Genomic DNA, 25,588 nt, shown 5'->3' with positions numbered 1-25,588 from the left:
AGCCGGGCAGCGCCTGACCAGATCGGCTATTGCTCCTTTGGCGCCGACGGGTTCAGGCCCGCCGGCGCTCCGCTTCCGGGTTCTTGCGTGCGGCGAGGAACTCCTTGACTCGGCGGCCCGGTGCGGGACCGCGCAGCGGCTTGAAACCGTCATCGAGTTCGCCGGAGAGATCGAGCGTCGGCCGCTTACCGACCGCGTCGTAATTCTCGTCCAGCCAGTCGCTGGCGGCGGTGCGGCCGAGATCTCTGAGATAGGTCAGGAACGCCCATTCAGCATTGACCTTCGACGATGCCGACAGGTCCTTGAACGCCTCGTCGGCATCGATGCGGTGCATGCGGATGTCGCGGTACTCGCCATGCGGCAGCCGGCCGGCGGCGATCAGTTCCTTGACGAAGGCGATCGAGCGGAATTCGCGCAGCAGCCCGGCATTGAAGGTGATTTCGTCGATGCGGTTCTGTATCTCGTTGGCGCTCCTGGGCGTCCCCTCGCGCACCACCGGATTGATCTGCACCAGCAGCACATCCTCGGTCGCCGCCGTCTTGAAAAACGGGAACAGCGCCGGGTTGCCGCCATAGCCGCCATCCCAATAGGGCACGCCCTTGATCTCGACGGCGCGGAACAATTGCGGCAGGCAGGCCGAGGCCATCACCGTGTCGAGGTCGATCTCGCCATCGGAAAACACCCGCAACTGTCCGGTCTCGACATTGGTGGCGGAGATGAACAGCTCCATCGACTTGCAGGCACGGACATTTTTGAAGTCGATCTCCTGCTGCACCACGTCGCGCAGCGGATTGAGGCCGAGCGGGTTGGCGACATAGGGCGAAAACACCCGCGACATGGTGTCGAAGACGACGTAGCCCGGCGTGTTCTCGATCGACCAATTGCCCCAGGCGACATCCCACGGCATGCGCTGCACCGGACTGAACCGGCCTTTCGCCGCCACGGCGCGCCAGAAATCGTCGAGCTTCTTGCGCGCGCCCTCGACCCCGCCGCGCACATATCCGTCGGCCAGCGCCACCGCGTTCATGGCGCCGGCGCTGGTACCGGACACCGCTGCGATCTCCAGCCTGCCATCCTCCAGCAGGCGATCCAGAACGCCCCAGGAGAAGGCGCCATGCGAGCCGCCGCCCTGAAGCGCGATGTTGATCTTCTTCTTTTCCTCCGCCTTGCCGTTCTTCGTCATGGCGTTCCTGTCATGCTGATGCGCCAGCCCGCCCCAACGTCATTGAAGGAAGCAGTCATTGGCGGCCTATGTTGCAGTGCAGCATATAAGGACGAACCAAGGCAAGAACACGAACACGGTCGCGTGATCACATGAAATTTCATTTATGCAGAAAGCCCCTCCACTGAAGCGGAGAGGCCCTCATCTTTCGAAACAGACCGGGTGTCTAGGCAACCAGATCCGGCACCGGACCAACATAGCGCGATTGCGGCCGGATCAGCCGCCCCGTCGTCTGTTGCTCGCGCGCATGCGCGATCCAGCCTGCAACGCGCCCGGCGGCGAAGGCATTGCTGAAGGCCTGTGGCGGGAAACCCGCCGCTTCCAGCACCAGCGCGGTGTAGAATTCGACATTGGTCTGCAGCGAGCGCTGCGGCTTGGCGATCCGCAGCACTTCGAGCGCCGTCTTTTCGACCTCCTCGGCGAAAGCCAGCCGGCGGCCGGTCTCGCCCGCGCCACCGAGCTGCCGCACGACTGCTTTCAGCACGTCGGCGCGCGGATCGCGCACACGGTAGATACGATGGCCGAAACCCATGATCCGCCTGCCATGCGCGATCTCGTTGCGCAGCCAGCCGGCCGCATCGCCATGCGCCTCGATTGCGTCAAGCATCTCGATCACCGGGCCGGGCGCGCCGCCATGCAGCGGCCCCTTGAGCGCGCCAAGCCCGGCCAGCACCGAGGAGGTCAGCCCGGCCAAAGTCGAGGCGACAACGCGGGTGGCGAAGGTCGAGGCGTTGAGGCCGTGGTCGCAGACGGTCACCAGATAGGTGTCGAGCGCCTTTGCCAAGGCCGGCGACGGGACCGAACCCCTGAGCATCCGCAACATGTCGGCGGCATGACCGGCCTTGCCATCCGGCGCGATCGGCTGCTCGCCGCGCTGCAGACGCAGCAAGGCCGGCGTCAGCACCGCGGGCGCCGCGATCAGCCGCAAGGCATCTTCCAAGGTCTCGCCATCCGGCAGCAGAGCCATGCCGGCGCGCATGGCGCTGTAGGTTTCGAGTGGCGCCAGCAGCGACAGCGAAGGCAGGGTCCGCTCGAACACCTCGGCACGCGCCTCACCCAGTTGCGCCGTCAGTTCGGCATCGCCAGGCAGATCCTCGAAGAAGCCGTCGAGCAACAGCCTGATAACCTGCGGAAAGCTCCATCGCCCGGCCAGTTCCGGCAGCGAATGACCACGGATCGTCAGGCGCCCGCCCAGACCATCCACGTCGGACAGCACGGTTTCGGCCGCCACTACATCATCGAGCCCATTCGCCATAGCCTTGTCTCCTTGAAGCTTTTGCGGATCGGAGATAAGGCTGGACAAACCAAGCATCAATCTTGATCAATAGAATCAATATCAGGGCCGAAAATGTCGGAATGGCTGTCGCGGGAAGAGGCGCTGGAGAGGCTCAAGGTGCGGCCACAGACGCTCTATGCCTATGTCAGCCGCGGGCGCATCGGCATGCAGCCGGATGAGGCCGACCCGCGCCGCAGCCGGTACCGCGCCGATGACATCGCGGCGCTGGCAACCCGCCGGGCGCGCGGACGCAGCCCCTCGGCCATCGCCGAAAGCGCCATCGCCTGGGGTGAGCCGTCGATCGTCACCGCAATTTCGACCGTTGTGCACGGTCGCCTCATCTACCGGGGGCAGGACGCCGTTGCGCTCTCCAGATCGGCAACGCTGGAGGAAACCGCCGCCGTGCTGTGGGGCCTGGCTGAACCGGTGGCTTTCAAGACGCCGTCGTCGCAGGCGCCTCATCCAGTCGGCCGCGCCTCGACCTTTGCCCAGCTTGCCTTGCTTGCCAGCCAGGGGCGGCCTTCGCTTGGACGCAGCGCCGCCTCGCTGTGCACCGAGGCCGCGCAAACGGTGGGAGCGCTGGCTCAGTCGCTGGGCGCCGCAGCCGGCAAAGAGCCCGTCCATCTGCGGCTGGCGCGAGGCTGGTCGGTGGATGACGCCGGTGCGGAAGCCATACGGTGCGCCCTTGTCCTGCTTGCCGATCATGAACTCAACGCATCGACCTTCGCTGCCCGCGTTGCGGCCTCGACCGGAGCCTCGCCTGCCGCATGCCTGCTGGCGGGCCTGGCAACGCTGTCCGGCCCGCGCCATGGCGGCGCCGGCGAGGCTGTGATGCAGCTCGCCGAGGATGCCGCAAGACACGGCGCCGATGCAGCGATCCGGCGCTGGCTCGGCCACGACCGGCCATTGCCGGCATTCGGCCATCCGCTCTATCCCGACGGGGATCGCCGTGCCACCGCACTTTTGGCCGCTATCCCCGTCGACGAGACACTGCGGCAGCTGGAAAAGGCCGCGATTGCCATGACCGGCACGCGGCCGAATATCGACTTCGCCCTGGCTGCGCTGACACGCGGTCTCGGTCTGCCGCGCGATGCGCCGTTCCATCTGTTCGCGCTGGGACGCAGCGTCGGCTGGGCCGCGCACATGGTCGAACAGATCGTCAGCGGCAGCATCATCCGGCCGCGCGGCCGCTACGAGGGACTGTTGCCCTGACCGTGTGTGACGTCGTCAGGCGGAGTTGGCATTGGTCCCGAACCGCGCTCGATAGGCTGCGGGCGTGGTGGCGAATTGCTGACGGAAGTGATGCCGCAACGTCGCTGCCGCGCCAAAGCCGGCGGTTTCGGCAATCCGCTCGATCGGCAAGGCGGTGTCCTCCAGCAAAGTGCGCGCCCGCGAAAGCCGCTCCGAAAGCAGCCAGCGCGCCGGCGTGACACCGGTCGCGGCGGCGAAGCGGCGCAGAAATGTCCGCTCGCTCATTCCAGCCAGGCCGGCCAAAGTGGCAACAGAATAGTCGGCGGCGATGTCAGCGCGCATTCTGTCGATCAGCGGCCCGAGCCGGCTGCGTTCGTGCGGCTCCGGAACGGAACTCTCGACATACTGCGCTTGGCCGCCATCCCGATGCGGCGGCACGACTAGGCGGCGTGCCACCATGTTGGCCGCCTTGGTGCCGAAGTCGCGCCGGACCAAGTGCAGGCACAGATCGATGCCGGCCGCGCTGCCGGCCGATGTCAGCACATTTCCCTCATCGATGTACAAGACGTCAGGAACCACGGTGATGTCCGGGTACATCTCCCTCAGCCGCTCGCTGTAGCGCCAATGCGTGGTTGCCTTCTTGCCTGACAGCAGCCCGGCCGCGGCAAGCACGAAGACGCCCGAGCAGATGGACAGGATGCGCGCGCCCCGCTCATTGGCCTTGCGAAGCGCTTCGATCAGCAAGGGCGGCACTGGACACTCCACACCGCGCCATCCCGGCACGATCACCGTGCCGGCCTCGCCGATCAGGTCAGGTCCGCCGTCGGCGACGATGCGTACACCGCCCATTGCGCGCATTTCGCCGGCGTCGATGCCGGCGACTGCGAAACGGTACCAATCCGCACCCATCTCCGGCCTGGGCAAGGCGAACATCTCGGCCGCCACGCCGAACTCGAACGTGCACAGCCCGTCATAGGCGACAGCAACGACAAGCCGATTGGGAGGGGGCGGTTTGGCAGGCGGCACATTTGGCATGATCTTGACGATATATGGCAAAGCTGCCAGCTGCAATCGCCTGGCTCGGTGCGCTACCTCAGCTCCAGCAAAAGTGATGGAGACCAGCTCCATCAGAGATGGAGACCCCTTGACGAGCTATGTGACAGACATTCCGGCGGCATCACCGGAAATTGCCCGCGACCACTTCCTAGGCCGGCTTTCCGTCGAGACCGACTGTTCCGACGTCGCCGCGACCCTGCGCGCCGGCGAGCCGGACTTTGTGCTTCTGCATGTGGTCGGTTCGCCTGATGCCTATGAGCGCCGCCATGTACCCGGCGCGCTGCATCTGCCGCACCGTGAGATATCGGCCGAGCGGATGGCAGAGTGGCCGGCAGGCACGCTGTTCGTGGTCTATTGCGCCGGGCCGCATTGCAATGGCGCGGACCGCGCGGCGTTCAAGCTGGCCAGCCTCGGCCTGCCGGTCAAGATCATGATCGGCGGCATAACAGGCTGGCAGGACGAAGAGCTGCCTTTCGCCTCAGGCAAGGAGCCTGGTGCTCTGCGGGCGTGATCCGAACGCGTAGCCGTGCCTTACCGGCTCACGACATCGTGTCGAGCTTGCGCTGCATCGCCGCGATCTGGTCCTTCAACTGCTGCAGATCGTCGGACTTCTCCGGCGGCGCATCCTTCCTGGCCGGTTCGGCGGGAGCCGCGGCCGGCGCCGAGCCTGCGGGGGGAAAAGGCGTGAACAGCCGCATCGCGTTCTGGAACATTTCCATGTTGCGGCGTGTCTGTTCTTCCAGCGCCTTCATCGGCGTCGCAATTTTCATGACGTCCAGCGGCGACTTGCCGATTGCGCCCTTCATCTGCTCGCGAAACCGCTCCTGCTCCTTGGAGAAAGCGATCATCGACTGTTCGAGGAAGCTCGGCACGATCATCTGCATCTGGTCGCCATAGAAGGCGATCAGCTGGCGCAGGAACGGGATCGGCAGCATGTTCTGCCCATCCTTGTTCTCCAGCTCGAAAATGATCTGGGTCAGCACCGGATGCGTGATGTCGTCACCGGTCTTGGCGTCCTGGACGGTGAACTCCTCGCCTTTCTTGACCATCTCGGCCAGATCCTCGAGCGTCACATAGGTGCTCGTCCCCGTATTATAGAGGCGGCGGTTGGCGTATTTCTTGATAATGATCGGATCGTCTTTTGCGGCCATCTGCATCCTCCCCGGACACCGGCACGCCTGAGTAAGCAGCCGGTAACGATTGCGCCCTTTTCGAGGATATGCGCAAAAGCCTTATAATTCCAAGCAGTTTGTGCAGTGCGGGATCACATAATGCTGCATAGCAGGCAAAATATGCTGCGCAGCAGCGGCCAGCCTGCCGGCACGGCGACGCGTGACCTGCTTGGCGCGCATGGGCGCCATGCCGATTTCCGGTTTGACTTGGGGTTGGGAAAGGGCAAGAAAAGTCCTCAACGACAGAACAACACCTTGAAGTCTGGAGAAGAAAATGTCCGATTCCATCGTCATTGCCAGCGCCGCGCGCACGGCCGTCGGCTCCTTCAACGGCGCCTTTGCCGCCACGCCTGCGCATGAACTCGGCGCCGTCGTCATCAGGGAACTTCTGTCGCGCGCCGGTGTCGAGGCCGCCGAGGTCGACGAGGTCATCCTCGGCCAGGTGCTGACCGCGGCTCAAGGACAGAACCCGGCCCGCCAGGCCTCGATCCTTGCCGGCCTGCCCAAGGAAACCACCGCCTGGGGCCTCAACCAGGTTTGCGGCTCGGGCCTGCGCGCCATCGCGCTCGGCATGCAGCAGATCGCCACCGGCGACGCCAAGGTGATCATCGCCGGCGGCCAGGAATCGATGTCGCTGTCGCCGCACGCCGAACATCTGCGCGCCGGCGTCAAGATGGGCGACTACAAGATGATCGACACCATGATCAAGGACGGCCTGTGGGACGCCTTCAATGGCTACCACATGGGCAACACCGCCGAGAACGTCGCCCGCCAGTTCCAGATCACCCGTGACGACCAGGACCAGTTCGCGCTGGCCTCGCAGAACAAGGCCGAGGCCGCGCAGAAGGCCGGCAAGTTCAAGGACGAGATCGTCGCCTTCACCATCAAGGGCAGGAAGGGCGACACCATTGTCGACCAGGACGAATACATCCGCCATGGCGCCACGCTCGACGCCATGACCAAGCTGAAGCCGGCCTTCGACAAGGATGGCACGGTCACTGCCGCCAACGCTTCCGGCATCAATGATGGTGCGGCCGGCGCGCTGCTGATGAGCGAAGCGGAAGCCGCAAGGCGTGGCATCACCCCGCTGGCGCGCATCGCGTCCTGGGCAACCGCCGGCGTCGATCCAGCGATCATGGGCACCGGACCCATTCCGGCCTCGCGCAAGGCTTTGGAAAAGGCCGGCTGGTCGGTCGGCGATCTCGACCTTGTCGAAGCCAACGAAGCCTTTGCCGCCCAAGCCTGCGCCGTCAACAAGGACATGGGCTGGGATCCTTCGATCGTCAACGTCAATGGCGGCGCCATCGCCATCGGCCACCCGATCGGCGCCTCGGGCGCGCGCATCTTCAACACGCTGGTCTACGAGATGCGCCGGCGTGGCGCCAAGAAGGGCCTTGCCACGCTCTGCATCGGAGGCGGGATGGGCGTCGCGCTCTGCGTGGAAGCGCTCTGACAAAAACTGAAGATGGGCGGCGCGAGCCGCCCGTTTCCTATCCAGTGCCTGCTAAGCCCGACAACAGGGCGATTTCAAAAAGGGGAAATGCATGACCAAGGTTGCAATCGTCACGGGTGGATCGCGCGGCATCGGCGCGGCGATCTCGATAGCTTTGAAGAATGCCGGCTATTCGGTTGCCGCGAACTATGCCGGCAACGACGAGGCGGCGGCGAAGTTCAAGGCCGAAACCGGCATTCCGGTCTACAAATGGTCGGTTGCCGACTATGACGCTTGCGCTGCCGGCATCAAACAGGTCGAGGCCGACCTCGGCCCGGTCTCGGTTCTGGTCAACAATGCCGGCATCACCCGCGACGCCATGTTCCACAAGATCACTCGCGAGCAGTGGAAAGAGGTTATCGACACCAATCTGTCTGGCGTTTTCAACATGACGCATCCGCTGTGGAACGGCCTGCGCGAGCGCAAGTTCGGCCGCGTCATCACCATCTCCTCGATCAACGGCCAGAAGGGCCAGGCCGGCCAGGTCAACTACTCCGCCGCCAAGGCCGGCGATATCGGCTTCTCGAAGGCGCTTGCGCAAGAGGGTGCTCGCGCGGGCATCACCGTCAACGTCATCTGCCCCGGCTACATCGCCACGGAGATGGTCAAGGCGATCGACGAGAAGGTGCTCAACGAACGGATCATCCCGCAGATCCCGGTCGGCCGCCTCGGCGAGCCGGAAGAGATCGCGCGTTGCGTCGTCTTCCTCGCTTCCGAAGATGCCGGCTTCATCACCGGCTCGACCATCACGGCCAATGGCGGCCAGTACTTCGCCTGAGATGTCCAGCGGCTTCAACCCGTGACGAACGGACCGGGAAACCGGTCCGTTTCCAATTGACGCCCAGGAGCCAAAACGCCTCACCGCGGCGCGATGACCCAATCCGGCACGCAAAGGTTAATGGCGACAGCGGCGTCTGTGCGAACCCTGTGGCCAAGCCTGTGGATTGTCGGTGGATAAGCTGTTCACAACACAAGATATTGAGGGAACAAAACGGGAAAATAGCTTCGGCGCTGCTTTGTCGCCGATTCGTTCCGGCTTTGAGCGGAAGTTAACGTTAATGGCCCGGAATCCGCTGTAGCTGCTTAACGCCCGGTTCAGAAAGATTAACAATTTCATAATCTTGAGCGGCGGACACCGGGTCGCTGCCCTCGTTGCCCGGCAAAGGTTAAGGCCAGAGATCGCCCAGCATAAAACGGGCCAATTCGACGATTCAGCATGTGGTGAGACTCATGGTCACAAAATCCATATGTAGCCGTGAACAAAAGCTGAATCTGAGCGAGTCGCCGATTCGTCGCTGATTCGTTCCAGACTCGTTCCATCAGTTAAGCAGCAGCCAATTTAGCGCTAGACATAGAGGCCTTCGAGCCGCCGGTGGAACATTCCGCTTTCGCTTCGCGCCCGAAATCCCTATGTGTCGCCTGTCATACGCGCCAGTTGAGGCACGCTCCCGACAACCAGAGGCCTGAAAGCCCATATTTCCGAGCCGATGAACATCCAGCCCAAACACACCGAGCCGCTGATCCTGTCGGGCCGCGACGTGACCGCCGTGCTTGGGCCGACCAACACCGGCAAGACCCATCTCGCCATCGAGCGCATGGTGGCGCATGAGACCGGCATCATCGGCCTGCCGCTCCGGTTGCTGGCCCGGGAGGTCTACACCCGCGTCTGCGAAAAGGTCGGTGCCCACAAGGTCGCGCTGATCACCGGCGAGGAGAAGATCCAGCCGCCAGGCGCCAAATATTCGGTCTGCACCGTCGAAGCCATGCCGCGCGAGACCGACGCTGCCTTCGTCGCCATCGACGAGGTGCAGCTCGCCGGCGACCTCGAGCGCGGCCACATCTTCACCGACCGCATCCTGCATCTGCGCGGCCGCCAGGAAACGCTGCTGTTGGGTGCAGCCACCATGCACGGCATCCTGCAGCGCCTGCTGAAGGGCGTCTCGGTGGTGACGCGGCCGCGGCTGTCGCACTTGGCCTATGCCGGTTCGAAGAAACTGACCCGCCTGCCGCGGCGCACCGCGATCGTCGCCTTCTCCGCCGACGAGGTATATGCCATCGCCGAGCTGATCCGCCGCCAGCAGGGCGGCGCCGCCGTCGTGCTCGGGGCGCTCTCGCCGCGCACCCGCAACGCCCAGGTGGCGCTGTTCCAGTCGGGCGATGTCGACTATCTCGTCGCCACCGACGCCATCGGCATGGGCCTCAACCTCGATCTCGACCATGTCGCCTTCGCCCAGAACCGCAAATTCGACGGCTACCAGTATCGCAATCTGACGGCGGCCGAGCTTGGCCAGATCGCCGGCCGCGCCGGCCGGCATCTGCGCGACGGCACCTTCGGCGTCACCGGTCAGGTCGACCCGCTTGACGAAGAGCTGGTCAAGAAGATCGAGAGCCATGATTTCGATCCGGTGAAGGTGCTGCAGTGGCGCACCGCGCATTTCGACTTCGCCAGTCTCGATGCGCTGAAGCGCTCGATCGAGACCAACGCACCGGTCGAGGGCCTGACGCGCGCGCTGCCGGCGGTCGACGCACAGGCGCTCGAATATCTCTCCCGCGACGGCGACATCCGCGCGCTCGCCACCGATGCCAAGCGCGTGGCGCTGCTGTGGGAAGCTTGTGCTCTGCCTGACTACAGGAAGATCGCGCCGGCCCAGCATGCCGACCTCATCGCCTCGATCTACATGGACCTTGCCCGCCACGGCCATGTCGACGAAAACTACATGGCCGAGCAGGTGCGCCGCGCCGACACCACCGAGGGCGACATCGACACGCTGTCGCACCGCATCGCCCAGATCCGCACCTGGACATTCGTGTCGAACCGGCCCGGCTGGCTGGCCGATCAGGCACACTGGCAGGAAAAGACGCGCGAAATCGAAGACAGATTGTCGGATGCGCTGCATGAGCGGTTGACGAAACGCTTCGTAGACCGCAGGACTTCCGTCCTCATGCGGCGCCTTAGAGAAAATACCATGCCTGAAGCCGAAATTAGTCCTACCGGAACCGTCCTTGTCGAAGGCCATCATGTCGGCGAGTTGCAAGGGTTCCGCTTCACCGCCGACCAGACCGCCGGCGGCGAAGACGCCAAGGCCGTGCGAACGGCCGCGCAAAAGGCGCTGGCCGCCGAATTCGAGGCGCGTGCCGAACGTTTTGGCGCCTGCGCCAACGGCGACTTGGCGCTCGGCTCGGACGGCACGCTGCGCTGGATCGGCGCGCCGATCGGCACGCTGGTCTCCGGCGAAGACGCGCTGAAGCCGCGCCTGGTGTTGCTGGCCGACGAACAACTGACCGGCCCGGCGCGCGACAAGGTCGCCGCGCGCGCCGAACGGTTCGTCAATTTCCAGATCGAGTCGCTGCTGAAGCCGCTGGTCGACCTGAAGAACGCCGACCAGATTTCCGGTATTGGCCGGGGCATCGCCTTCCAGCTGGTCGAGAATTTCGGCCTCATCAACCGCCGCGACATCGCCGAGGAGATGAAGTCGCTCGACCAGGAAGGCCGCGCGGCACTGCGCCGGCTCGGCGTGCGCTTCGGCGCCTACCATGTCTTCGTGCCGGCGCTGATCAAGCCGGCGCCCGCCGGGCTGGTGACCTTGCTGTGGGCGCTGAAGAACGACGGCAAGGACAAGCCTGGTTTCGGCGACGTGGTCCACGCGCTGGCGTCGGGCCGCACCTCGGTGGTGATCGATCCGGCCTTCGACAAGGCCTTCTACAAGCTTGCCGGCTACCGCAATCTCGGCCGCCGCGCCGTGCGCATCGACATATTGGAACGGCTGGCGGACCTCATCCGTCCGGCGACCAACTGGAAGCCCGGCCTCGGCCAGCGTCCGGACGGCGCCTATGATGGCCACTCCTTCATGGTGACGCCGCCGATGATGTCGATCCTCGGCGCCACCGCCGACGACATGGAAGAGATCCTGAAAGGTCTCGGCTACCGCGCCGAGCCGAAGCCGGCGACCGAAGTCAAGGCGCGGCTCGAGGCGCAGGACACTGCCGCGCGCGAAGCCGCTGCAGCAAAGCTTGCGGCGGAAGAAGCCGCACGCGCCGAGCAGGCCAAGGCGGCGGAAGCCGCGGCAACGGATGCAGCCGCCGAAGCGGCGGTCGAGGGTTCGGAGCCGGCTGTTGCCGAGACCGCCATCGAAGCGCCGGCCGAAGCCATCGCGGAAGTGGCGGCGGAGCCCGTCGCGGAGGAGCAACCGGAAACTCCGGCCGAAGCCGTGGAAGAGCCCGCTACAGAGGCCGCTGTTGCTGAAGTGGCTGCTGAACCTGCTGCCGAGCCAGAGGCGGAAGCCATTGCTGACGTCAGTGTCGCTGAGGGCGCCGACGCCCTAACCTCCCCCTCGATGGGGGAGGTCGCTGCGCGAAGCGACGCGGGTGGGGGTGATGGCGCCAACGATTCAGGCAGTGCTGACGGTACCGCCGCTCCCCCCACCCCGGCGCTGCGCGCCGACCCTCCCCACGAGGGGGAGGGTCAAGTGGCCGAAGCGCCCAAACCGATCCTGCTGTGGCGCCAGGGTCGTTTCGAACAGCGCCCCCGTCATCACGAAGGCCGCAACAACCGCCAGCGCAACGGACAAGCGCGCGGCCGAAACAATGCACCCACCGATGCCGCCGGCGCACAGGCCACGGCTGCTCCCGGAGAACGTCCCGAGGGACGACGCGATGGCGCCGGCAAGCCGCGCTTCGACCGTTCGAAGTTCAAGCCCAAGCCGCAAGGTGAAGGCGAACAGCGCCGCGACGGCCGCCCGCAAGGCGAACGTCCCGAGCGCCGCGAAGGCCGTCCCGACTGGAAGGGTGGCCGGCCCGAGGGCAAGGGTGGTCCCGATCGCGGCAAGGGCGGCGCAAAGCCGGCCTTCCAATCAAAGCCGCGCGAGGAACGTCCAGTGCGCTTCGACCCGGATTCGCCCTTCGCCAAGCTCGCCGCCTTGCGCGACCAGCTGAAGAAGTAGGCTCGGTGTGGTTCGATGGTTGCTGAAGGCCGCCAGCGCATCGACAAATGGCTGTTCTTCTCGCGCGCGGTGAAATCGCGCTCGCTGGCGGCGAAGCTGGTTGTCGCCGGGCGGGTGCGCATCAATCGCGACAAAGCAGCGCAGGCCTCCGATCTGGTCAAGCCGGGCGACGTGCTGACCATCACGCTCGACCGCCGCATTTTCGTCTGGAAGGTGCTCGGCGCCGGGGTCAGGCGCGGCCCGGCTGAGGAAGCCCGCACCCTCTATGAGGACATGTCGCCCCCGCCGACGCCGAAGGGCGAGGTGCTTCCCGATGCCATCCCGGCGCTGCGCGAGGCCGGCAGCGGCCGCCCGACCAAAAGAGAGCGCCGGCAGACCGACCGTTTGCTTGGCGAAGAGTGAGACCTGCCGGCTCTAAAGTGAGCCGATCTCAGGCCAACGGCGGACACGCGACGGAACGGAACCCGGCAAACAAGCCGCTCGACGCGACATCGCACGCCCTTGTCGCGCCTGCGGCCTGGAATGCCATTCCTGAAACGCCGAAGCCGACGGGCATCGCCACCCTTGCAAGCGACGGGCAAAGGCGTTACCTCACGGAAAAAGCCCAAGAAAACTGGCCCATTAAGCTGGGACATCCCGGAGCCGACCGATGACCTATGTCGTGACCGACAATTGCATCAAGTGCAAATACATGGACTGCATCGAGGTCTGTCCGGTCGACTGTTTCTACGAAGGCGAAAACATGCTCGTCATCCATCCCGACGAGTGTATCGACTGCGGCGTCTGCGAGCCCGAATGCCCCGCCGACGCGATCAAGCCCGACACCGAGCCCGGTCTCGACAAATGGCTGCAGATCAACACCGAATATGCCGAGAAATGGCCCAACATCACCGCCAAGAAGGAACCGCCGGCCGACGCCAAGACGTTCGACGGCGAGGCCGGCAAGTTCGAGAAATACTTCTCGGCCGAGCCCGGCGAAGGCGATTGACAATACGGCCGTTAAGGCTTGTATGACGCAGCGTAACGGGCACACTGGATTAACCGCCTTGACAGGCGGCGATTGGTTGTGGCCTTCGCTTATGCAGCAAAACCTTGATTCTTCCGACTTTTTGTGTTACATCAGCCAAACATGCCGGTGACACAACGTCGATTTATGGCGCAGACGCCCCAAATCACTGAAAGGTGAAAATCCCATTCCGGACCAGAGCGATCTGGGCCAGGCGGTCGCAGTTCGTGCGGTTTGCCGGTCCCGGCCTTTCCGGTGGGTTCATCTGTTGTGCGGCTAACGATCGGTTTCCCCGGTCGCACGAGTTCAGCCGGCACCGCCGCCGGCCCACAACAAGGAGTTCAGGGCGTAATGGCAACGATCACCCCACAGAAGAAGTCCACTGGTGCGCGTCATGGTTTCAAGACCGGCGAATACATTGTCTACCCGGCGCATGGCGTCGGCCAGATCGTGTCGATCGACGAGCAGGAAGTGGCCGGCCATAAGCTGGAACTGTTCGTCATCGACTTCCAGAAGGACAAGATGCGCCTGAAGGTGCCGGTCGCCAAGGCGACCTCCATCGGCATGCGCAAGCTGTCGGAAGAGGATTATGTCGAGCGTGCGCTGAAGGTCGTGCAGGGCCGCGCCCGCGTCAAGCGCACCATGTGGTCGCGCCGCGCCCAGGAATACGATGCCAAGATCAATTCCGGCGACCTGATCTCGATCTCGGAAGTCGTGCGCGACCTCTACCGTGCCGACAACCAGCCGGAGCAGTCCTATTCCGAGCGCCAGCTTTACGAGGCGGCACTCGACCGCATGGCCCGCGAGATCGCGGCCGTCAACCGCATGTCGGAAACCGAAGCCGTGCGCCTGATCGAGGTCAACCTCAACAAGGGCCCTAAGCGTGGCGCCAAGGCCGACAACGAGGAAGCCGAGCAGGAAGAAGCTGCCTGAGCTCTTGAGCCTTTAAGTTCACGAAAAACCCGGCCGCGCGCCGGGTTTTTTGTTTTGGAAGATCGGTCGCGGCGGGTAGCCGTCTACGCCTGCCCCCCGCCCTCCTTCTCCGCTTCCTGCTTCAGCGTCGCGATAAACCGCTTCGTCCGCTCACGCTCCGGATTGCCGAACAGCACGGCCGACGGCCCTTTTTCGACGACGACGCCGGCATCGAGGAACACCGCTTCCTGAGCGATCTTGGAGGCAAGCCGCAGATCATGCGTTGCCATCACCATGGTCGTGCCTTCGCTGGCGAGCTTGCCAAGCACGTCGACCACCTCTTGCGCCAGTTCCGGATCGAGCGCCGAGGTCGGCTCGTCGCAGAGCAGCACTTTCGGCGACGGCGCCAAGGCGCGGGCGATCGCCACACGCTGCTGCTGGCCACCTGAGAGCGTCGCCGGCCAGGCATCGGCCTTGTGGGCCATGCCGACCTTTTCCAGCAAAGCGAGCGCTCGCTCGCGCGCCCTCTCCGTCGGCCACTTCAGCACCGTCACCAGCCCTTCCATGACATTCTCGATCGCGGTGCGGTGCGGGAACAACTGGAAGTTCTGGAACACCATGCCAGTCTGCAGGCGCAGCCGCCTGATGTCGGCGGCCGGCACCTTGACGCCCGGACGAAACTCAAGCGTCTCGTCGCCGATGCGCACCGTGCCCGAAGTCGGGATTTCCAGGAGGTTGATGCAGCGCAACAGCGTGCTCTTGCCGCCGCCCGAAGGGCCGACAAGCGCCGTGACGCTGCCTTCGGCAATCGCGACCGTCACGCCCTTCAGCACGAGATTGTCGCCGAAGCGCTTTTCGATGTTGGTGAGGCCGATCATGAGCGTGCCTCCAGGAAGCCGCCATAGCGGTTGAGCCGTTCCTCCAGCCGCGTCTGCAAGGCCGACAGCACCGAGCTCATCGCCAGATAGAGGATCGCTGCCTCGACATAGAGGATCAGCGGCTCATAGGTGGTGGCGACGATACGCTGCGCCGCCTGGAACATTTCCGGCACGGTGATGGCGGCGGCCAGCGACGTGTCCTTGACCAGCGAGATGAAGGTGTTGGAGAGCGGCGGCACCGCGACGCGTCCGGCCTGCGGCAGGATGGTGCGCCGCATCGCCTGGCTCCAGGTCATGCCGATCGAATAGGCGGCTTCCCACTGGCCCTTCGGCACCGAGCCGATGGCCGCACGGATGATTTCCGACGTGTAAGCGCCGATGTTCAGCGTGAATCCGATCAGCGCTGCGGTGAAAGCATCTAGCAGGATGCCGACCGACGGCAGGCCGTAGAAGATCAGGAACAACTGCACCAGAAGCGGCGTGCCGCGGAATATCCAGACATAGAAGCGCACGACCGCGACCAGCGGGTTCGGCCCGAACAACCGGCCGAGTGCCGCGCCCAGGCCGACGGTCAGGCCGAGAACGAAGGACAACAGCGTCAACGGCACGGTGAAGATCAGGGCGGCCCAGAGCAGCGAAGGCAGCGACTCCAGCATCAGTTGCAGCCAGTGCGGCACGAAAGACCCTCCGGAATGATCGAGACGGCATCATTGAAACGCGAATGCGAGCGCCATATCACGACAAAAGCGGCGAGCCGTCAAAAGACGCTCGCCGCTGAGTGCTTTGCGGGACCCATGGCCGGCCCCTCCCAAAAAATTACTTCGAAACGTCCTGGCCGAAATAGGTGTCGGCGATCTTCTTGTAGGTGCCGTCGGCCTTGATGTCGGCCAGCGCCTTGTTGATGGCGGCGACCAGTTCCGGATCGCCCTTGCGCACGATGACGCCGGAATAGTCGGCGTTTTCCTCTTGTGCGGCGATCTTCACATTGGCGTCGGGCTTGTGCTTCTTGAAGTCGAGGAACGACAGGCTGTCATTGATCGTAGCGTCGGCGCGGCCGGTGAGCAGCAGCTGGATCGACTGGTCGAAGCCGTCGGTACCGACCAGCTCGGCGCCGTTCGTCTCAGCCAGCTTGCCAAAGTTCGAAGTCAGCGACTGCGCCGACTTCTTGCCCTTGAGATCGGCGAAGGTCTTGATGTCGGTGTTGTCGCCGCGCACGATCAGCACCGCCTTGGAGGCGATGTAGGGATCAGAGAAATCATACTTGGCCTTGCGGGCGTCGGTGATGCCAACTTCGTTGATGACAGCGTCATAGCGGCTGACGTCGAGGCCGGCGATCAGACCGTCCCACTTGCCTTCGAGGAACTCGACCTTGACGCCGAGCTTGTCGCCGATTGCCTTGGCGATTTCGACGTCGAAGCCGACCAGGGCGCCGGAAGCGTCATGATAGGTGAAGGGTGCGTAGGTGCCCTCGGTGCCGACCTTGAGGGTCCCGGCCTGCTTGATCTGGTCGAGATTGGCGCCGGCGTGGCCAGCGGTGACCGCCAGGGCCTGCAGCGTTCCGGCGACGATAAGCGACTTGAGCCATTTCATTTTTTTGTGATCCCGTCCTTGGCCTGATGTCAGGCTTGTTGTGAGGACTGGAAAATGACAGATGCCGGCCGAAAGAATAAGGAACCAGATTTCAAAAACAAAGAAGTCCAGAAACCAAATTCTCTAAAAGCGATTTTTCGCAGCGTTTGAGGACTCCCGGCAACCGCATCGAAATCGCCCGGACGGCATCGCTCGCCTGCCCGCGCCAGCGGAACCTTTCTCGCGCATGGCAGTTTTGGCTGTTCTAGGGCGCGACGCCGCAATTTCAACCGGTGCCCTGCCAGTTCGTAACGTCGGCTATATCGCCTGAGCCAGGGGAGCGCCTCATGATGGAAGACACGGCAGGACGGATCATGGTCCGCGCGGCAATGAAGGCTCCCTACCTCGAACGCGATGAGGAACATCGGCTGGCCTTGCTCTGGAAGGAAGACAACGACCAGAACGCGTTGCACTGCATCACCGTCGCCCATATGCGGCTGGTCATTTCCATGGCCTCGAAATTCCGTCACTACGGCTTGCCGCTTGGTGACCTGATCCAGGAAGGCCATGTCGGTCTGCTGGAGGCCGCCGCCCGCTTCGAGCCCGAGCGCGAAGTGCGGTTTTCGACCTATGCAACGTGGTGGATCCGCGCCTCTATGCAGGACTACATCCTGCGCAACTGGTCGATCGTGCGCGGCGGAACGAGTTCGGCGCAGAAAGCCCTGTTCTTCAATCTGCGACGCCTGCGCGCCCGGCTGGCGAACGGCGCGGAGCCGCTCTCCAACACAGCGCTCTACCACGAGGTGTCGGTTGCGCTTGGTGTCTCCGAGGCTGATGTGGCGATGATGGATTCACGGCTGTCCGCGCCCGACTCCTCCCTGAACGCGCCGCTTGCCGACGATGCGGGCGCCACCGAGCGGATGGATTTCCTGGTTTCGGACGACCCCCTGCCCGACGAGATCGTCGGCGACAAGATCGATGTCGCGCGTCGTTCCCTCTGGCTGAAAGCGGCTCTCGCTGCCCTCAACGCCCGGGAGCTTCGCATCATCGAGGAACGCCGGCTGACCGACGAAGGCGCCACGCTCGAAGCCCTCGGCGAAACGCTGGGCATTTCCAAGGAACGCGTCCGCCAGATCGAGGCGCGCGCCATGGAAAAGCTGAAGCTGGCGCTGGTGAAACAGAACCCGGAATTTCTGGCGACGGCCGCCTGACGGCAATAGAGCGATTCGAGATTTAAAATATAAGATTTATTTTAAATAAAATATGTCGCTGTAGCGGGGGATTCTATTCTTTTTAAGCTTGCGGATTGTGATTTCTCTAAAAGATCCAGGCATGGCAAAAAGCCTCTTTGGGCTACCAGACCATAACAAAGGTGGGTTTTGCCATGCTGAAACGCTACGCGTTCCTTGCGGCCTTGATTATCATGAGCCTCTCGACGCTCGACGCTCGCGCCGATCGAAGGGTTGCGCTGGTGATCGGCAATTCGCAGTACCAGCAAATCCCGGCGCTCAAGAATCCGGACAAGGACGCTGAGGACGTTTCGAACACGTTCCGGCAGGCCGGTTTCGACGTGTTCGTCGCCAAGGACGTGACCAAGCTCCAATTCGAAGAGAAGTTCCGCAACTATCTGGCCGCCGCCGACGGCGCCGATCTCGCCGTCGTCTATTATTCCGGCCACGGCTTTCAGATCGGCGGCGAGAATTTCCTGATCCCGGTCGATGCGTCGCTGAAGGATGCGGCCGACATGGAGGTCCAGACAATCAGGCTTGACGACGTGCTGCAGCAATTGCGCACGAAGTCGAAGATCCAGATGATCATCCTCGATGCCTGCCGCAACGATCCGTTCCCGCGCAAGGACTACTGGCTGCGCGACCAATTGATCGTCTCCGGCGGCACCGGGCTCGCGCAGGTAACAGGCTCGCAGAATGCGCTGATTGCCTTTGCCACCGAGCCCGGCTCCGTCGCCTATGACGGGTCCGGCGATCTTAGCCCCTTCTCATCGGCCTTTTCCCGCCGCGCGCTGGCGCCGAACCAGGAAATCCGCGCCGTCATGGCGGCGGTGCGCCGCGATGTGGTCAAGGCGACCAATGGCAGGCAGGTTCCGTGGGAGAATTCCTCGCTGATCGACGATGTCGTGCTGATGCGCGAGGCGGAGCAACCGGCGCTGCCGGCGCCCGACGCCCAGCAAAGCCAGCAAGTAGCGGAGCGCGGTATCCAGGCCGCCGCAGCCGCCGAAGCTATCGAAAATCACGACATCAGCGTCCCGGTCGGCGTCGGTCCGATTGCGCTGAAGCTGGATTTTCCGGCCAAGGATGCCTCGATCAACCTCAAACTGGCCGGCTATCCGGCCGTTGGAACGCTGTCTTTGCCGGATCGCGTCCTGTCGCCGCAGTCGAGCCTGATGGCCGCTGAAGTCGATCAATTGCGCTACGAGCCGCAGATCGGCTCGGTGGCTCCCGTCGAGATTGGCTTTCAAATCCGCGCCGGCGACGCGTCGAAACGGGCGACGATGACACTGTCGCCGAGCATCGACCCCTGCGACCAGGCCGCCGGCGAGCCGCTCGACCTGCAAGGCGTCGTCCCCGGCCGGTTACCGAACGAGATTGCGGGCGGCGCGGTCGAGGCTTGCGAGGCGGCGGTGAAAGCCTATCCCGATATCGCCCGCTTCCGTTACGAACTCGGGCGGGCGCTGCTGGCCGCCGGCAACATCGACGAGGCCAGGAAGGCCATCCAGGAAGCGTCCGACAAGGGACACGTCCGCGCCGTCTACGAGCTCGGCTACCTCGCCTCCTCGGGAATAGGGATGCCCGTGGATGCCACGCAAGCGAATGGTCTCTATTCGCAAGCGTCCGACAGGGGCGACCCCTACGCCATGAGCGCGTGGGGCCGCGCCCTGTTCAATGGCGTCGGCGTCCAGCGCGATACCGGCAAAGGACTTGACCTCATGCTCACGGCAGCAGCGATGGGGCATATCGGCGCCATGAATGATCTTGCGATGATCTTCAAGGAAGGCCGCAATGGCGTGCCCGCCGATCCGGCCCGTGCCTTGGCTTTCCTCAGGGCCGGCATCGAGCGGCAAGAGGCCTATTCGATGGGCGTTCTCGGTCTTTCGCCCAGGCCAAGCACGCTGACGGTCGCGGCGTGCAAGCCCAAGGTGGTGACGAAAGTCATCACGAAGATAAAGGTGATCCGTACACCTGTCCCAAAAGCGCCGCCGCCGAAGATCGTCAAGCCAAGGGTCCCGATAGTGCCGGGGGAAACCGGACCAGCGCCCTGGCGTGGCGGCAATGGCGGCGACTCTGACCACAACACCGGCGGTGGCAACACTGGCGGTGGCAATACTGCCGGATGAGCCACGCCATCGCCGCACAAGCAGTGTCGAAACTGACTATTCCGCAGCGGCCTGAACGCCGACGCCGACTTACTTGTCGGTGACGATCTTGACCTTGTCGCCGGCCGAAACCGCGGCCCCCGGCGACAGCGCATTGAGCACCCGGAACAGGTCGAGCTTGCGGTCGACGCCGACCATCTGCGCGGCGAGCGAGCCCATGGTCTGGCCCGGCTGCACGGTGAGCACACGGATATGCAGCGGCTTCAAGGCCGCCTTTTCCGCAGGACTGAGGATACGAAACGACCCGCTGACCGAGCGCGCCACCGTCTCCAGCGAGGTGCTGGCCGACGGTGCCGCGGTCAGCAGCCGGTAGACTTGGCCGCCGGCGCGGATCACCGCGATATCGAACTGCCAGCCTTCCGCGCCGGCATGCGCGGTCGCGGCCTCGTTGCCGTTGATGGTTTCCTGCTTGACGGTGCTGTCGTCGAGACCGGCCACCCAGCCGCTTCTGATGTAGTCGGTCAAGGCGCGGTTCTTGTCGATCGAGACGCCGTCGAAGCGGATCGCAATGTCGCCCGGCCCCGTCGCCGTCACCGCCGCCGCCGAATTGTCGATGATGAAACCGTCCGGCACCGTGAAGGAGACGCCGAGGCCCGGATGAAGGAAGGTCTCGCCGCGCACATAGCCTTCTTCCGGCGTATCGCCATAGAGCAGGCCGTCTATGCCGGCGAGGAAAGAATCGCGGTCGCGCGTGCCGACCCCGGGCATGCCGAACTGGCGGGCGTGACGCTGCGCCAGGTCGATACGCTGTGGCGTGTTGGGGTGCGTCGCCAGGAAGTCGAGGCTGGCATCGGTGGCACCGCTGATCGAGCGGAAGTCGGTATAGGCCGACATCGACTGCAGGAAGCGGCCAGCGGCATAGGGATCGTAGCCGGCTTCGCCGATCGACTTGATGCCGATGGCATCCGCCTCCAGCTCCTGGTTGCGCGAGAACTGCGCCAGTCGGAGCTTGCCGCGGATCAATGCCGCCTTGGCGGTCGGGCTGTCGCCGAGCACATCCGAGACCACCTTGGTCGCCAGGCCTTCCTCGGCCTCCAGCTGCTGACGCTGCAGGCCGTGATTGGCGGTGACGTGGCCCATCTCATGCGCGATGACGGCGGCGAGTTCCGACGAATCATTGGCGAGCGCCAAAAGGCCGCGCGTGATGTAGAGATAGCCGCCCGGCAGCGCGAAAGCGTTGACGTTCGGCGAATTGAGAATGGTGATGCGATAGGTCTGGGTCGGGTTCGCCGACACCACGGTCAGATTGCCGACCACCTTGGCAACCATGCGCTCGAGCTTGGGATCGGAATACTCGCCACCATAGGTGGCCAGGATGCGCGGATGCTGCGCCTTGGCGAGTTCGGCAAGCTTGTTGTTGGCGCCGACATTGTCGACCGTGATCGGCCTGTCGGACGGCTGGAAGCCGGACTCCTGGACTTCCGGAGGCGTGAACATCTGGCAGCTTGCCAAGGCCACGGCAAAGCCGGCCAGCGCCAGAAAGCGCGCCAGCGGATTCATTCGTAGCTTGTCGACGCCGATCGCCAGAACGGCTTCCTTTCAGGTCCCGGCGCATGACCACGAAAATCGGGGGCGATCCTCGGAACCCATCATGCGCTAAAAACAAACTTCTACAGCATCCGTCGCGCGTCCCTCGGGGCGTGCGGCGGATGCTGTAGGCAAATCACGGCTTGTGCCGACCAGTAGGCGGACCTAGCCACACTACTTCTGCCATGGCAAGCAAGCGCCCCATCGCCTGTAGCCGGTTTGACCGTAAATTATGTCGGCTTCCGGGCAATATCTCGTGATACCGCATTCCCGGCACTCGCACCGACATAGCGCTGGAACACCTCCGGACCAGCCCCGGCAAAGAAATCTTCCGCGCTGCCGGTGGCAGCGACTGCACCATTGTCCAGAAACACCACATTCTGGCCGATCCGGTGGGCATCCTGAGGCTGATGCGTGACGAACAGCACTGTCATGCCGCGTTCGGCATGCAAGCCGGCAACCAGATCGAGCATGTCGTCGCGCAAGGCCGGCCCCAGCGAAGCAAAGGGTTCGTCGAGCAGAAGCACCGGGCGATCGCGCACCAGGACGCGCGCCAACGCAACACGCTGGCGCTCGCCGCCGGAGAGTTCATGCGGCAAGCGTCTTTCCTTGCCGCCAAGCCCTGTGCGTTCCAACGCCTCGGCGATGGCGATTCGATCGGCCTCGGTCAGCCGCAGCGCTGGCGAGCGGCCGAGCCCGACATTCTGCTCGACGGAAAGATGGGCAAAAAGATTGTTTTCCTGGAACACCATCGACACCGGCCGCGCGGCTGGCGGCGCGGCGCCGACATCGGCCCCGCCGATCAGCACGCGGCCGGACTGCGGTGTCTCGAAGCCAGCGATCAGGTTGAGCAACGTCGACTTTCCCGAACCGCTCGGCCCCATAATGGCGGTGATTTCCGCCGCGGCGAACCCGACATCGAAAGCAATCAGCGCCTCGCCATAGCTGAACGAGACCTTGTCCAGCCGTACCGGAACGCCCTTCCTGCCCACCGCCCCGTCAGACATTACGGACCTTTTCCCTTCCCAGCCAATCCGCGGCCAGTACCAAAGCGAGGCAGACCAGGCCAAGCAACAGCGCCAGGCCGGCGGCGTCCTCGGTGCGGTAGCTGCCCATGCGCGAAAGCAGAAGGTAAGGCAAGGTCTGCACGGAATCACTGCCGAACAGCGCAATGACGCCGAGATCGCCAAGCGACAGCGCCATGGCGAAAGCAAAAGCGGTGGCGAGCGGCCGCCGCAATGACGGCCAGTCCACCAGCCGCAGCCTCGCCCAGCCGGAAATGCCGAGCTGCGCGCAGAGCCGTTCGTGACGCTCGCTCGCCGCGTCATAGGCGGGGCGGACGGCGCGCAGCGCGAACGGCATCGCCATAACAGCATTGACGGTGGCGACCATGACCGGGGCGATGGCAAAGACATCGCCGGCATGGCGCAGCAACAGGAACCAGCCGGCGCCGATGACGATCGGCGGCACGACCAGGACAAAACCGGCGCCGGTGTCGGTTGCATGTTCGAGCACTGTCCTTGGACCGGCGCGGCGGTTCAACGCCAGTGCCCGTCGCGCCATGGTCAGGGCCAGCGACAGCATCACCGAAAGCAGCGCCGACAGGAAGGCCAGCACCGCACTGGTCAGTGTAACCTGCCGAACAGTGGCTTCGCCGGCGAGCCGGCCGAGATCGGCCCCTAACCCGGCGAGCACCGTGGCCGCCATGGGTCCGACAACGAACAGCAGCGCCAGCACGATAAGCGCGGCGTTCAGTGTGGTCTCGGTCCCGTTGACGGAGAGATAGCGGCGCGGCGCGACCGGCAGGTTGGTGTCGCCGACGACATTGGCGCCAAGCCGCGTCAGCGCCAGCACCACGACGAAGGTGAGCGCGATCTGCAGCGTCGTCAGGGCGACAGCCCGCGCGGGATCGAAATCGAAGCGCAGCGCCTGGTAAATGCCGACCTCCAGCGTCGTCGCGGCCGGCCCACCGCCCAGCGTCAAAACGATGGTGAAGGATGTGATGCAGAGCATGAAGACCAGACCGGCGACGCCGGGTAAGGCACCGCGCAGCGTCGGCCATTCGATCAGCCGGAACGCCGGCCGCGCCCCCATGCCGAGCTGGCTCGCCAGCCGCCATTGGTCGGCGGGAATGGTCTGCAGCGCCTCAAGGAACAGCCGCGTCGCCAACGGCAGGTTGAAGAAGACGTGGGCGACGAGAATGCCGGGCAGGCCATAGATGCCTGGCCAGCCCTGACCGCCGACGGCGCTGAACAGCCCGGCGAAATAGCCGGCGCGGCCGTAAAGCGCGAGAATGCCGAGCGCCGCGACGATCGCCGGCAGCGCCAGCGGCACGGCGAAGAGCTGCAGGATGAAGGCGCGGCCGAAAAAACGCGGATGCCGCGACAGCGCGCGTGCGACGAACAGAGCTGGGATAACCGAGAGCAGGGTCGAAAGGGCTGCCTGCCAGAGCGTGAAGCGCACGACACGTAGGAGATAGGGATCGAAAGCTGCCCAGGCGCCCGAAAGGTCATGAGCGCCTTCGACAAGCAGCCCGGCAAACGCGCCGCCGATCAGCAGTGTGATGGCGGCGAGCGCGATGATGCCGGCACTGATGCGGGAGTCAGACGCGCGCCTTCCACCCTCCCCTTTGTGGGGAGGGTCGGAACGCGGATGCCGCGAAGCGGTGTCCGCGAGCCGGGGTGGGGGTGAGGCAGTGCTCAGCGTCGCAGCCCCCACCCCGCTCCGCTTCGCGGATCGACCCTCCCCACAAGGGGGAGGGTGAGAAGCGCACTCATTTGCTCATCACCGCCAGCCATTCATCGACCCAGGCCTTGCGGTTGGCCGCGACCTCTTCGGGGCTGAACAGCAAGGTCTTGGTCGGCTTGACCAGTTTGTCGAAGGCCGGGTTGAGCGGCTTGTCGGTCTTTCCAGCCGGGAACATCCAGTTGGTCTCGGGGATGGCGTCCTGGAATTTCGGGCCGGTCATGAAGGCGATGAATTTTGCCGCCAGCGGGTTCTTGGCGCCGGTCGTGGTGATGCCAGCGACCTCGATCTGCAGATACTCGCCTTCCTCGAAGGAAGCCGCCTGGTAGCGCTGCGTGTTCTCCGCGACCATGTGGTAGGCCGGCGACGTCGTGTAGGACAGCACCATCGGCGCCTCGCCCTTGGTGAACAGGCCATAGGCCTCGCTCCAGCCCGGCGTCACGGTGAGCACCTTTGTCTTGAGCTTGGCCCAGGCTTCCGGCGCCTTGTCGCCATACACCGACTTCACCCACAACAGCAGGCCGAGGCCGGGTGTCGAGGTGCGCGGATCCTGGATGACGATCTTGTCGTCGGTGCTGCCTTCGACCAGTTCCTTCAGGCTCTTGGGCGGCGTCTTCAGCTTCTGCGTGTCATAGACAACAGCGAAATAGCCGTAATCGAAGGGCACAAACGTATCGTCGCTCCAGCCACCCGGCACGTTGACATCGGAGACCGTGCCATGCGGGGCGAACAACCCGCTAGCCTTGGCATCAGCGGTGAGATTGGTGTCGAGGCCGAGCACGATATCGGCCTTGGTCGACGCCCCTTCGAGCTTGACGCGGTTGAGCAGCGCCACGCCATCGGCGACCGAGACGAACTCGACATCGCAGCCGCATTCGGCCTCGAATTCCTTCTTAACCACGGGGCCGGGACCCCAGTCGGCGGTGAAGCTCTCATAGGTGTAGACGGTGAGCTTGTCCTTGGCCAAGGCCGGCCCGGACAGCGTCACGACCATGGCTGAGACAAGAGCGTATAAAAGCGTGCGCATCGGCGCCTCCTTCGTTCGAATTGAAAGGAATTGAGGCGTCGGACTGGCCGAAACGTCTAATCCCTCCGCCGGTACAAACCGGATCAGGTTCAGCGGGTTGGCGAGATTGCCTCTCAGCCGGTCCGCGAAGATCGCGTCCGGCACCCCGTTAGAGCGTTTCGACACATAGGCCCGGCCGAGGAAC

Annotated in this window: 22 protein-coding genes and 1 riboswitch; of the genes, 10 read left to right on the top strand and 12 right to left on the bottom strand. The window is 64.2% G+C overall.

What is annotated here, in order from left to right:
* Positions 1–52: 52 nt before the first annotated feature.
* Both JN279_RS07195 and JN279_RS07190 read right to left on the bottom strand, forming a co-directional pair.
* Positions 53–1,183, bottom strand: a complete 1,131-nt coding sequence (locus tag JN279_RS07195; protein ID WP_202352396.1) for a patatin-like phospholipase family protein — start codon at positions 1,181–1,183, stop codon at positions 53–55.
* A gap of 205 nt (positions 1,184–1,388) precedes the next feature.
* Entirely contained in the window at positions 1,389–2,477 is a 1,089-nt protein-coding gene (locus JN279_RS07190; RefSeq protein WP_202352395.1) for a citrate synthase/methylcitrate synthase, read from the bottom strand.
* A 93-nt stretch (positions 2,478–2,570) separates the two neighbouring features.
* On the opposite strand from JN279_RS07190, the gene JN279_RS07185 reads away from it, so the two are divergent.
* The gene (locus tag JN279_RS07185; RefSeq protein ID WP_202352394.1) at positions 2,571–3,710 is read left to right on the top strand and encodes a citrate/2-methylcitrate synthase; all 1,140 of its coding nucleotides are present in this window, start codon (positions 2,571–2,573) and stop codon (positions 3,708–3,710) included.
* A gap of 15 nt (positions 3,711–3,725) precedes the next feature.
* Here the strand turns inward: JN279_RS07185 and ftrA are convergent, their stop codons facing one another.
* Positions 3,726–4,724 carry a transcriptional regulator FtrA gene (gene ftrA / locus JN279_RS07180; RefSeq protein ID WP_096458057.1) on the bottom strand — a complete coding sequence of 333 codons (999 nt, stop codon included), beginning with the start codon at positions 4,722–4,724 and terminating at the stop codon, positions 3,726–3,728.
* A 109-nt stretch (positions 4,725–4,833) separates the two neighbouring features.
* Between ftrA and JN279_RS07175 the strand changes: the two genes are divergently transcribed.
* Positions 4,834–5,256 (top strand): rhodanese-like domain-containing protein, encoded by a 423-nt coding sequence (locus tag JN279_RS07175; RefSeq protein ID WP_244734434.1) that lies wholly within the window; start codon positions 4,834–4,836, stop codon positions 5,254–5,256.
* Between the two features lie 28 nt (positions 5,257–5,284).
* Here JN279_RS07175 and phaR read toward each other — a convergent pair whose 3' ends face one another.
* Together phaR and JN279_RS07165 are read right to left on the bottom strand one after the other, a co-directional pair.
* Positions 5,285–5,896, bottom strand: coding sequence for a polyhydroxyalkanoate synthesis repressor PhaR (phaR, locus tag JN279_RS07170; protein ID WP_096458060.1), 612 nt, complete (start codon positions 5,894–5,896; stop codon positions 5,285–5,287).
* Between the two features lie 81 nt (positions 5,897–5,977).
* Positions 5,978–6,205 carry a hypothetical protein gene (locus tag JN279_RS07165; RefSeq protein ID WP_202352391.1) on the bottom strand — a complete coding sequence of 76 codons (228 nt, stop codon included), beginning with the start codon at positions 6,203–6,205 and terminating at the stop codon, positions 5,978–5,980.
* On the opposite strand from JN279_RS07165, the gene JN279_RS07160 reads away from it, so the two are divergent.
* The 6 genes from JN279_RS07160 (at position 6,192) to JN279_RS07135 (ending at position 14,288) form a co-directional block, all read left to right on the top strand.
* Entirely contained in the window at positions 6,192–7,370 is a 1,179-nt protein-coding gene (locus JN279_RS07160) for an acetyl-CoA C-acetyltransferase (protein ID WP_096451142.1), read from the top strand. The two genes, JN279_RS07165 and JN279_RS07160, sit on opposite strands and share 14 nt — an antisense overlap.
* Positions 7,371–7,461: 91 nt before the next feature.
* Positions 7,462–8,187: an acetoacetyl-CoA reductase gene (gene phbB, locus JN279_RS07155; protein WP_096451144.1), complete on the top strand. Its 726-nt coding sequence runs from the start codon at positions 7,462–7,464 to the stop codon at positions 8,185–8,187.
* Between the two features lie 709 nt (positions 8,188–8,896).
* Positions 8,897–12,349 (top strand): helicase-related protein, encoded by a 3,453-nt coding sequence (locus JN279_RS07150; RefSeq protein WP_096451146.1) that lies wholly within the window; start codon positions 8,897–8,899, stop codon positions 12,347–12,349.
* Between the two features lie 15 nt (positions 12,350–12,364).
* The gene (locus tag JN279_RS07145) at positions 12,365–12,751 is read left to right on the top strand and encodes an RNA-binding S4 domain-containing protein (RefSeq protein ID WP_096451148.1); all 387 of its coding nucleotides are present in this window, start codon (positions 12,365–12,367) and stop codon (positions 12,749–12,751) included.
* A gap of 247 nt (positions 12,752–12,998) precedes the next feature.
* Entirely contained in the window at positions 12,999–13,337 is a 339-nt protein-coding gene (gene fdxA, locus JN279_RS07140) for a ferredoxin FdxA (RefSeq protein ID WP_008873823.1), read from the top strand.
* A 369-nt stretch (positions 13,338–13,706) separates the two neighbouring features.
* The gene (locus JN279_RS07135) at positions 13,707–14,288 is read left to right on the top strand and encodes a CarD family transcriptional regulator (RefSeq protein ID WP_010911999.1); all 582 of its coding nucleotides are present in this window, start codon (positions 13,707–13,709) and stop codon (positions 14,286–14,288) included.
* An 83-nt stretch (positions 14,289–14,371) separates the two neighbouring features.
* Here the strand turns inward: JN279_RS07135 and JN279_RS07130 are convergent, their stop codons facing one another.
* The 3 genes from JN279_RS07130 to JN279_RS07120 form a co-directional block, all read right to left on the bottom strand.
* On the bottom strand, positions 14,372–15,145 hold the full coding sequence (locus JN279_RS07130; RefSeq protein ID WP_096451150.1) for an amino acid ABC transporter ATP-binding protein: 774 nt from the start codon (positions 15,143–15,145) through the stop codon (positions 14,372–14,374).
* Entirely contained in the window at positions 15,142–15,822 is a 681-nt protein-coding gene (locus tag JN279_RS07125; RefSeq protein ID WP_096451152.1) for an amino acid ABC transporter permease, read from the bottom strand. The genes JN279_RS07130 and JN279_RS07125 overlap by 4 nt, the downstream gene beginning before the upstream one ends.
* A gap of 139 nt (positions 15,823–15,961) precedes the next feature.
* A complete protein-coding gene (locus JN279_RS07120) occupies positions 15,962–16,735 on the bottom strand; it encodes an amino acid ABC transporter substrate-binding protein (RefSeq protein ID WP_096451154.1) in 774 nt (257 codons plus the stop codon).
* 326 nt (positions 16,736–17,061) lie between these two features.
* Between JN279_RS07120 and JN279_RS07115 the strand changes: the two genes are divergently transcribed.
* A complete protein-coding gene (locus JN279_RS07115) occupies positions 17,062–17,925 on the top strand; it encodes an RNA polymerase factor sigma-32 (RefSeq protein WP_096451156.1) in 864 nt (287 codons plus the stop codon).
* Positions 17,926–18,098: 173 nt separating this feature from the next.
* Entirely contained in the window at positions 18,099–20,066 is a 1,968-nt protein-coding gene (locus tag JN279_RS07110; protein ID WP_096458062.1) for a caspase family protein, read from the top strand.
* Between the two features lie 69 nt (positions 20,067–20,135).
* On the opposite strand, the gene JN279_RS07105 is transcribed toward JN279_RS07110, so the two are convergent.
* From JN279_RS07105 to thiB, 4 genes are all read right to left on the bottom strand, one after another.
* Positions 20,136–21,605, bottom strand: a complete 1,470-nt coding sequence (locus tag JN279_RS07105; RefSeq protein ID WP_096451158.1) for a M48 family metalloprotease — start codon at positions 21,603–21,605, stop codon at positions 20,136–20,138.
* A 257-nt stretch (positions 21,606–21,862) separates the two neighbouring features.
* Complete coding sequence (thiQ, locus tag JN279_RS07100; protein WP_096451160.1) at positions 21,863–22,639, bottom strand: thiamine ABC transporter ATP-binding protein; 777 nt, start codon at positions 22,637–22,639, stop codon at positions 21,863–21,865.
* Positions 22,632–24,227 (bottom strand): thiamine/thiamine pyrophosphate ABC transporter permease, encoded by a 1,596-nt coding sequence (thiP, locus tag JN279_RS07095; protein WP_096458065.1) that lies wholly within the window; start codon positions 24,225–24,227, stop codon positions 22,632–22,634. The genes thiQ and thiP overlap by 8 nt, the downstream gene beginning before the upstream one ends.
* Before the next feature lie 178 nt (positions 24,228–24,405).
* Entirely contained in the window at positions 24,406–25,404 is a 999-nt protein-coding gene (gene thiB / locus JN279_RS07090; RefSeq protein ID WP_096451162.1) for a thiamine ABC transporter substrate binding subunit, read from the bottom strand.
* Positions 25,405–25,447: 43 nt separating this feature from the next.
* Positions 25,448–25,562, bottom strand: a riboswitch (TPP riboswitch).
* Positions 25,563–25,588 lie beyond the last annotated feature (26 nt).

Source organism: Mesorhizobium sp. 113-1-2 (assembly GCF_016756475.1).
Classification (GTDB): Bacteria; Pseudomonadota; Alphaproteobacteria; order Rhizobiales; family Rhizobiaceae; genus Mesorhizobium; species Mesorhizobium loti_C.
This window is presented reverse-complemented; position numbering and strand designations above follow the sequence as displayed.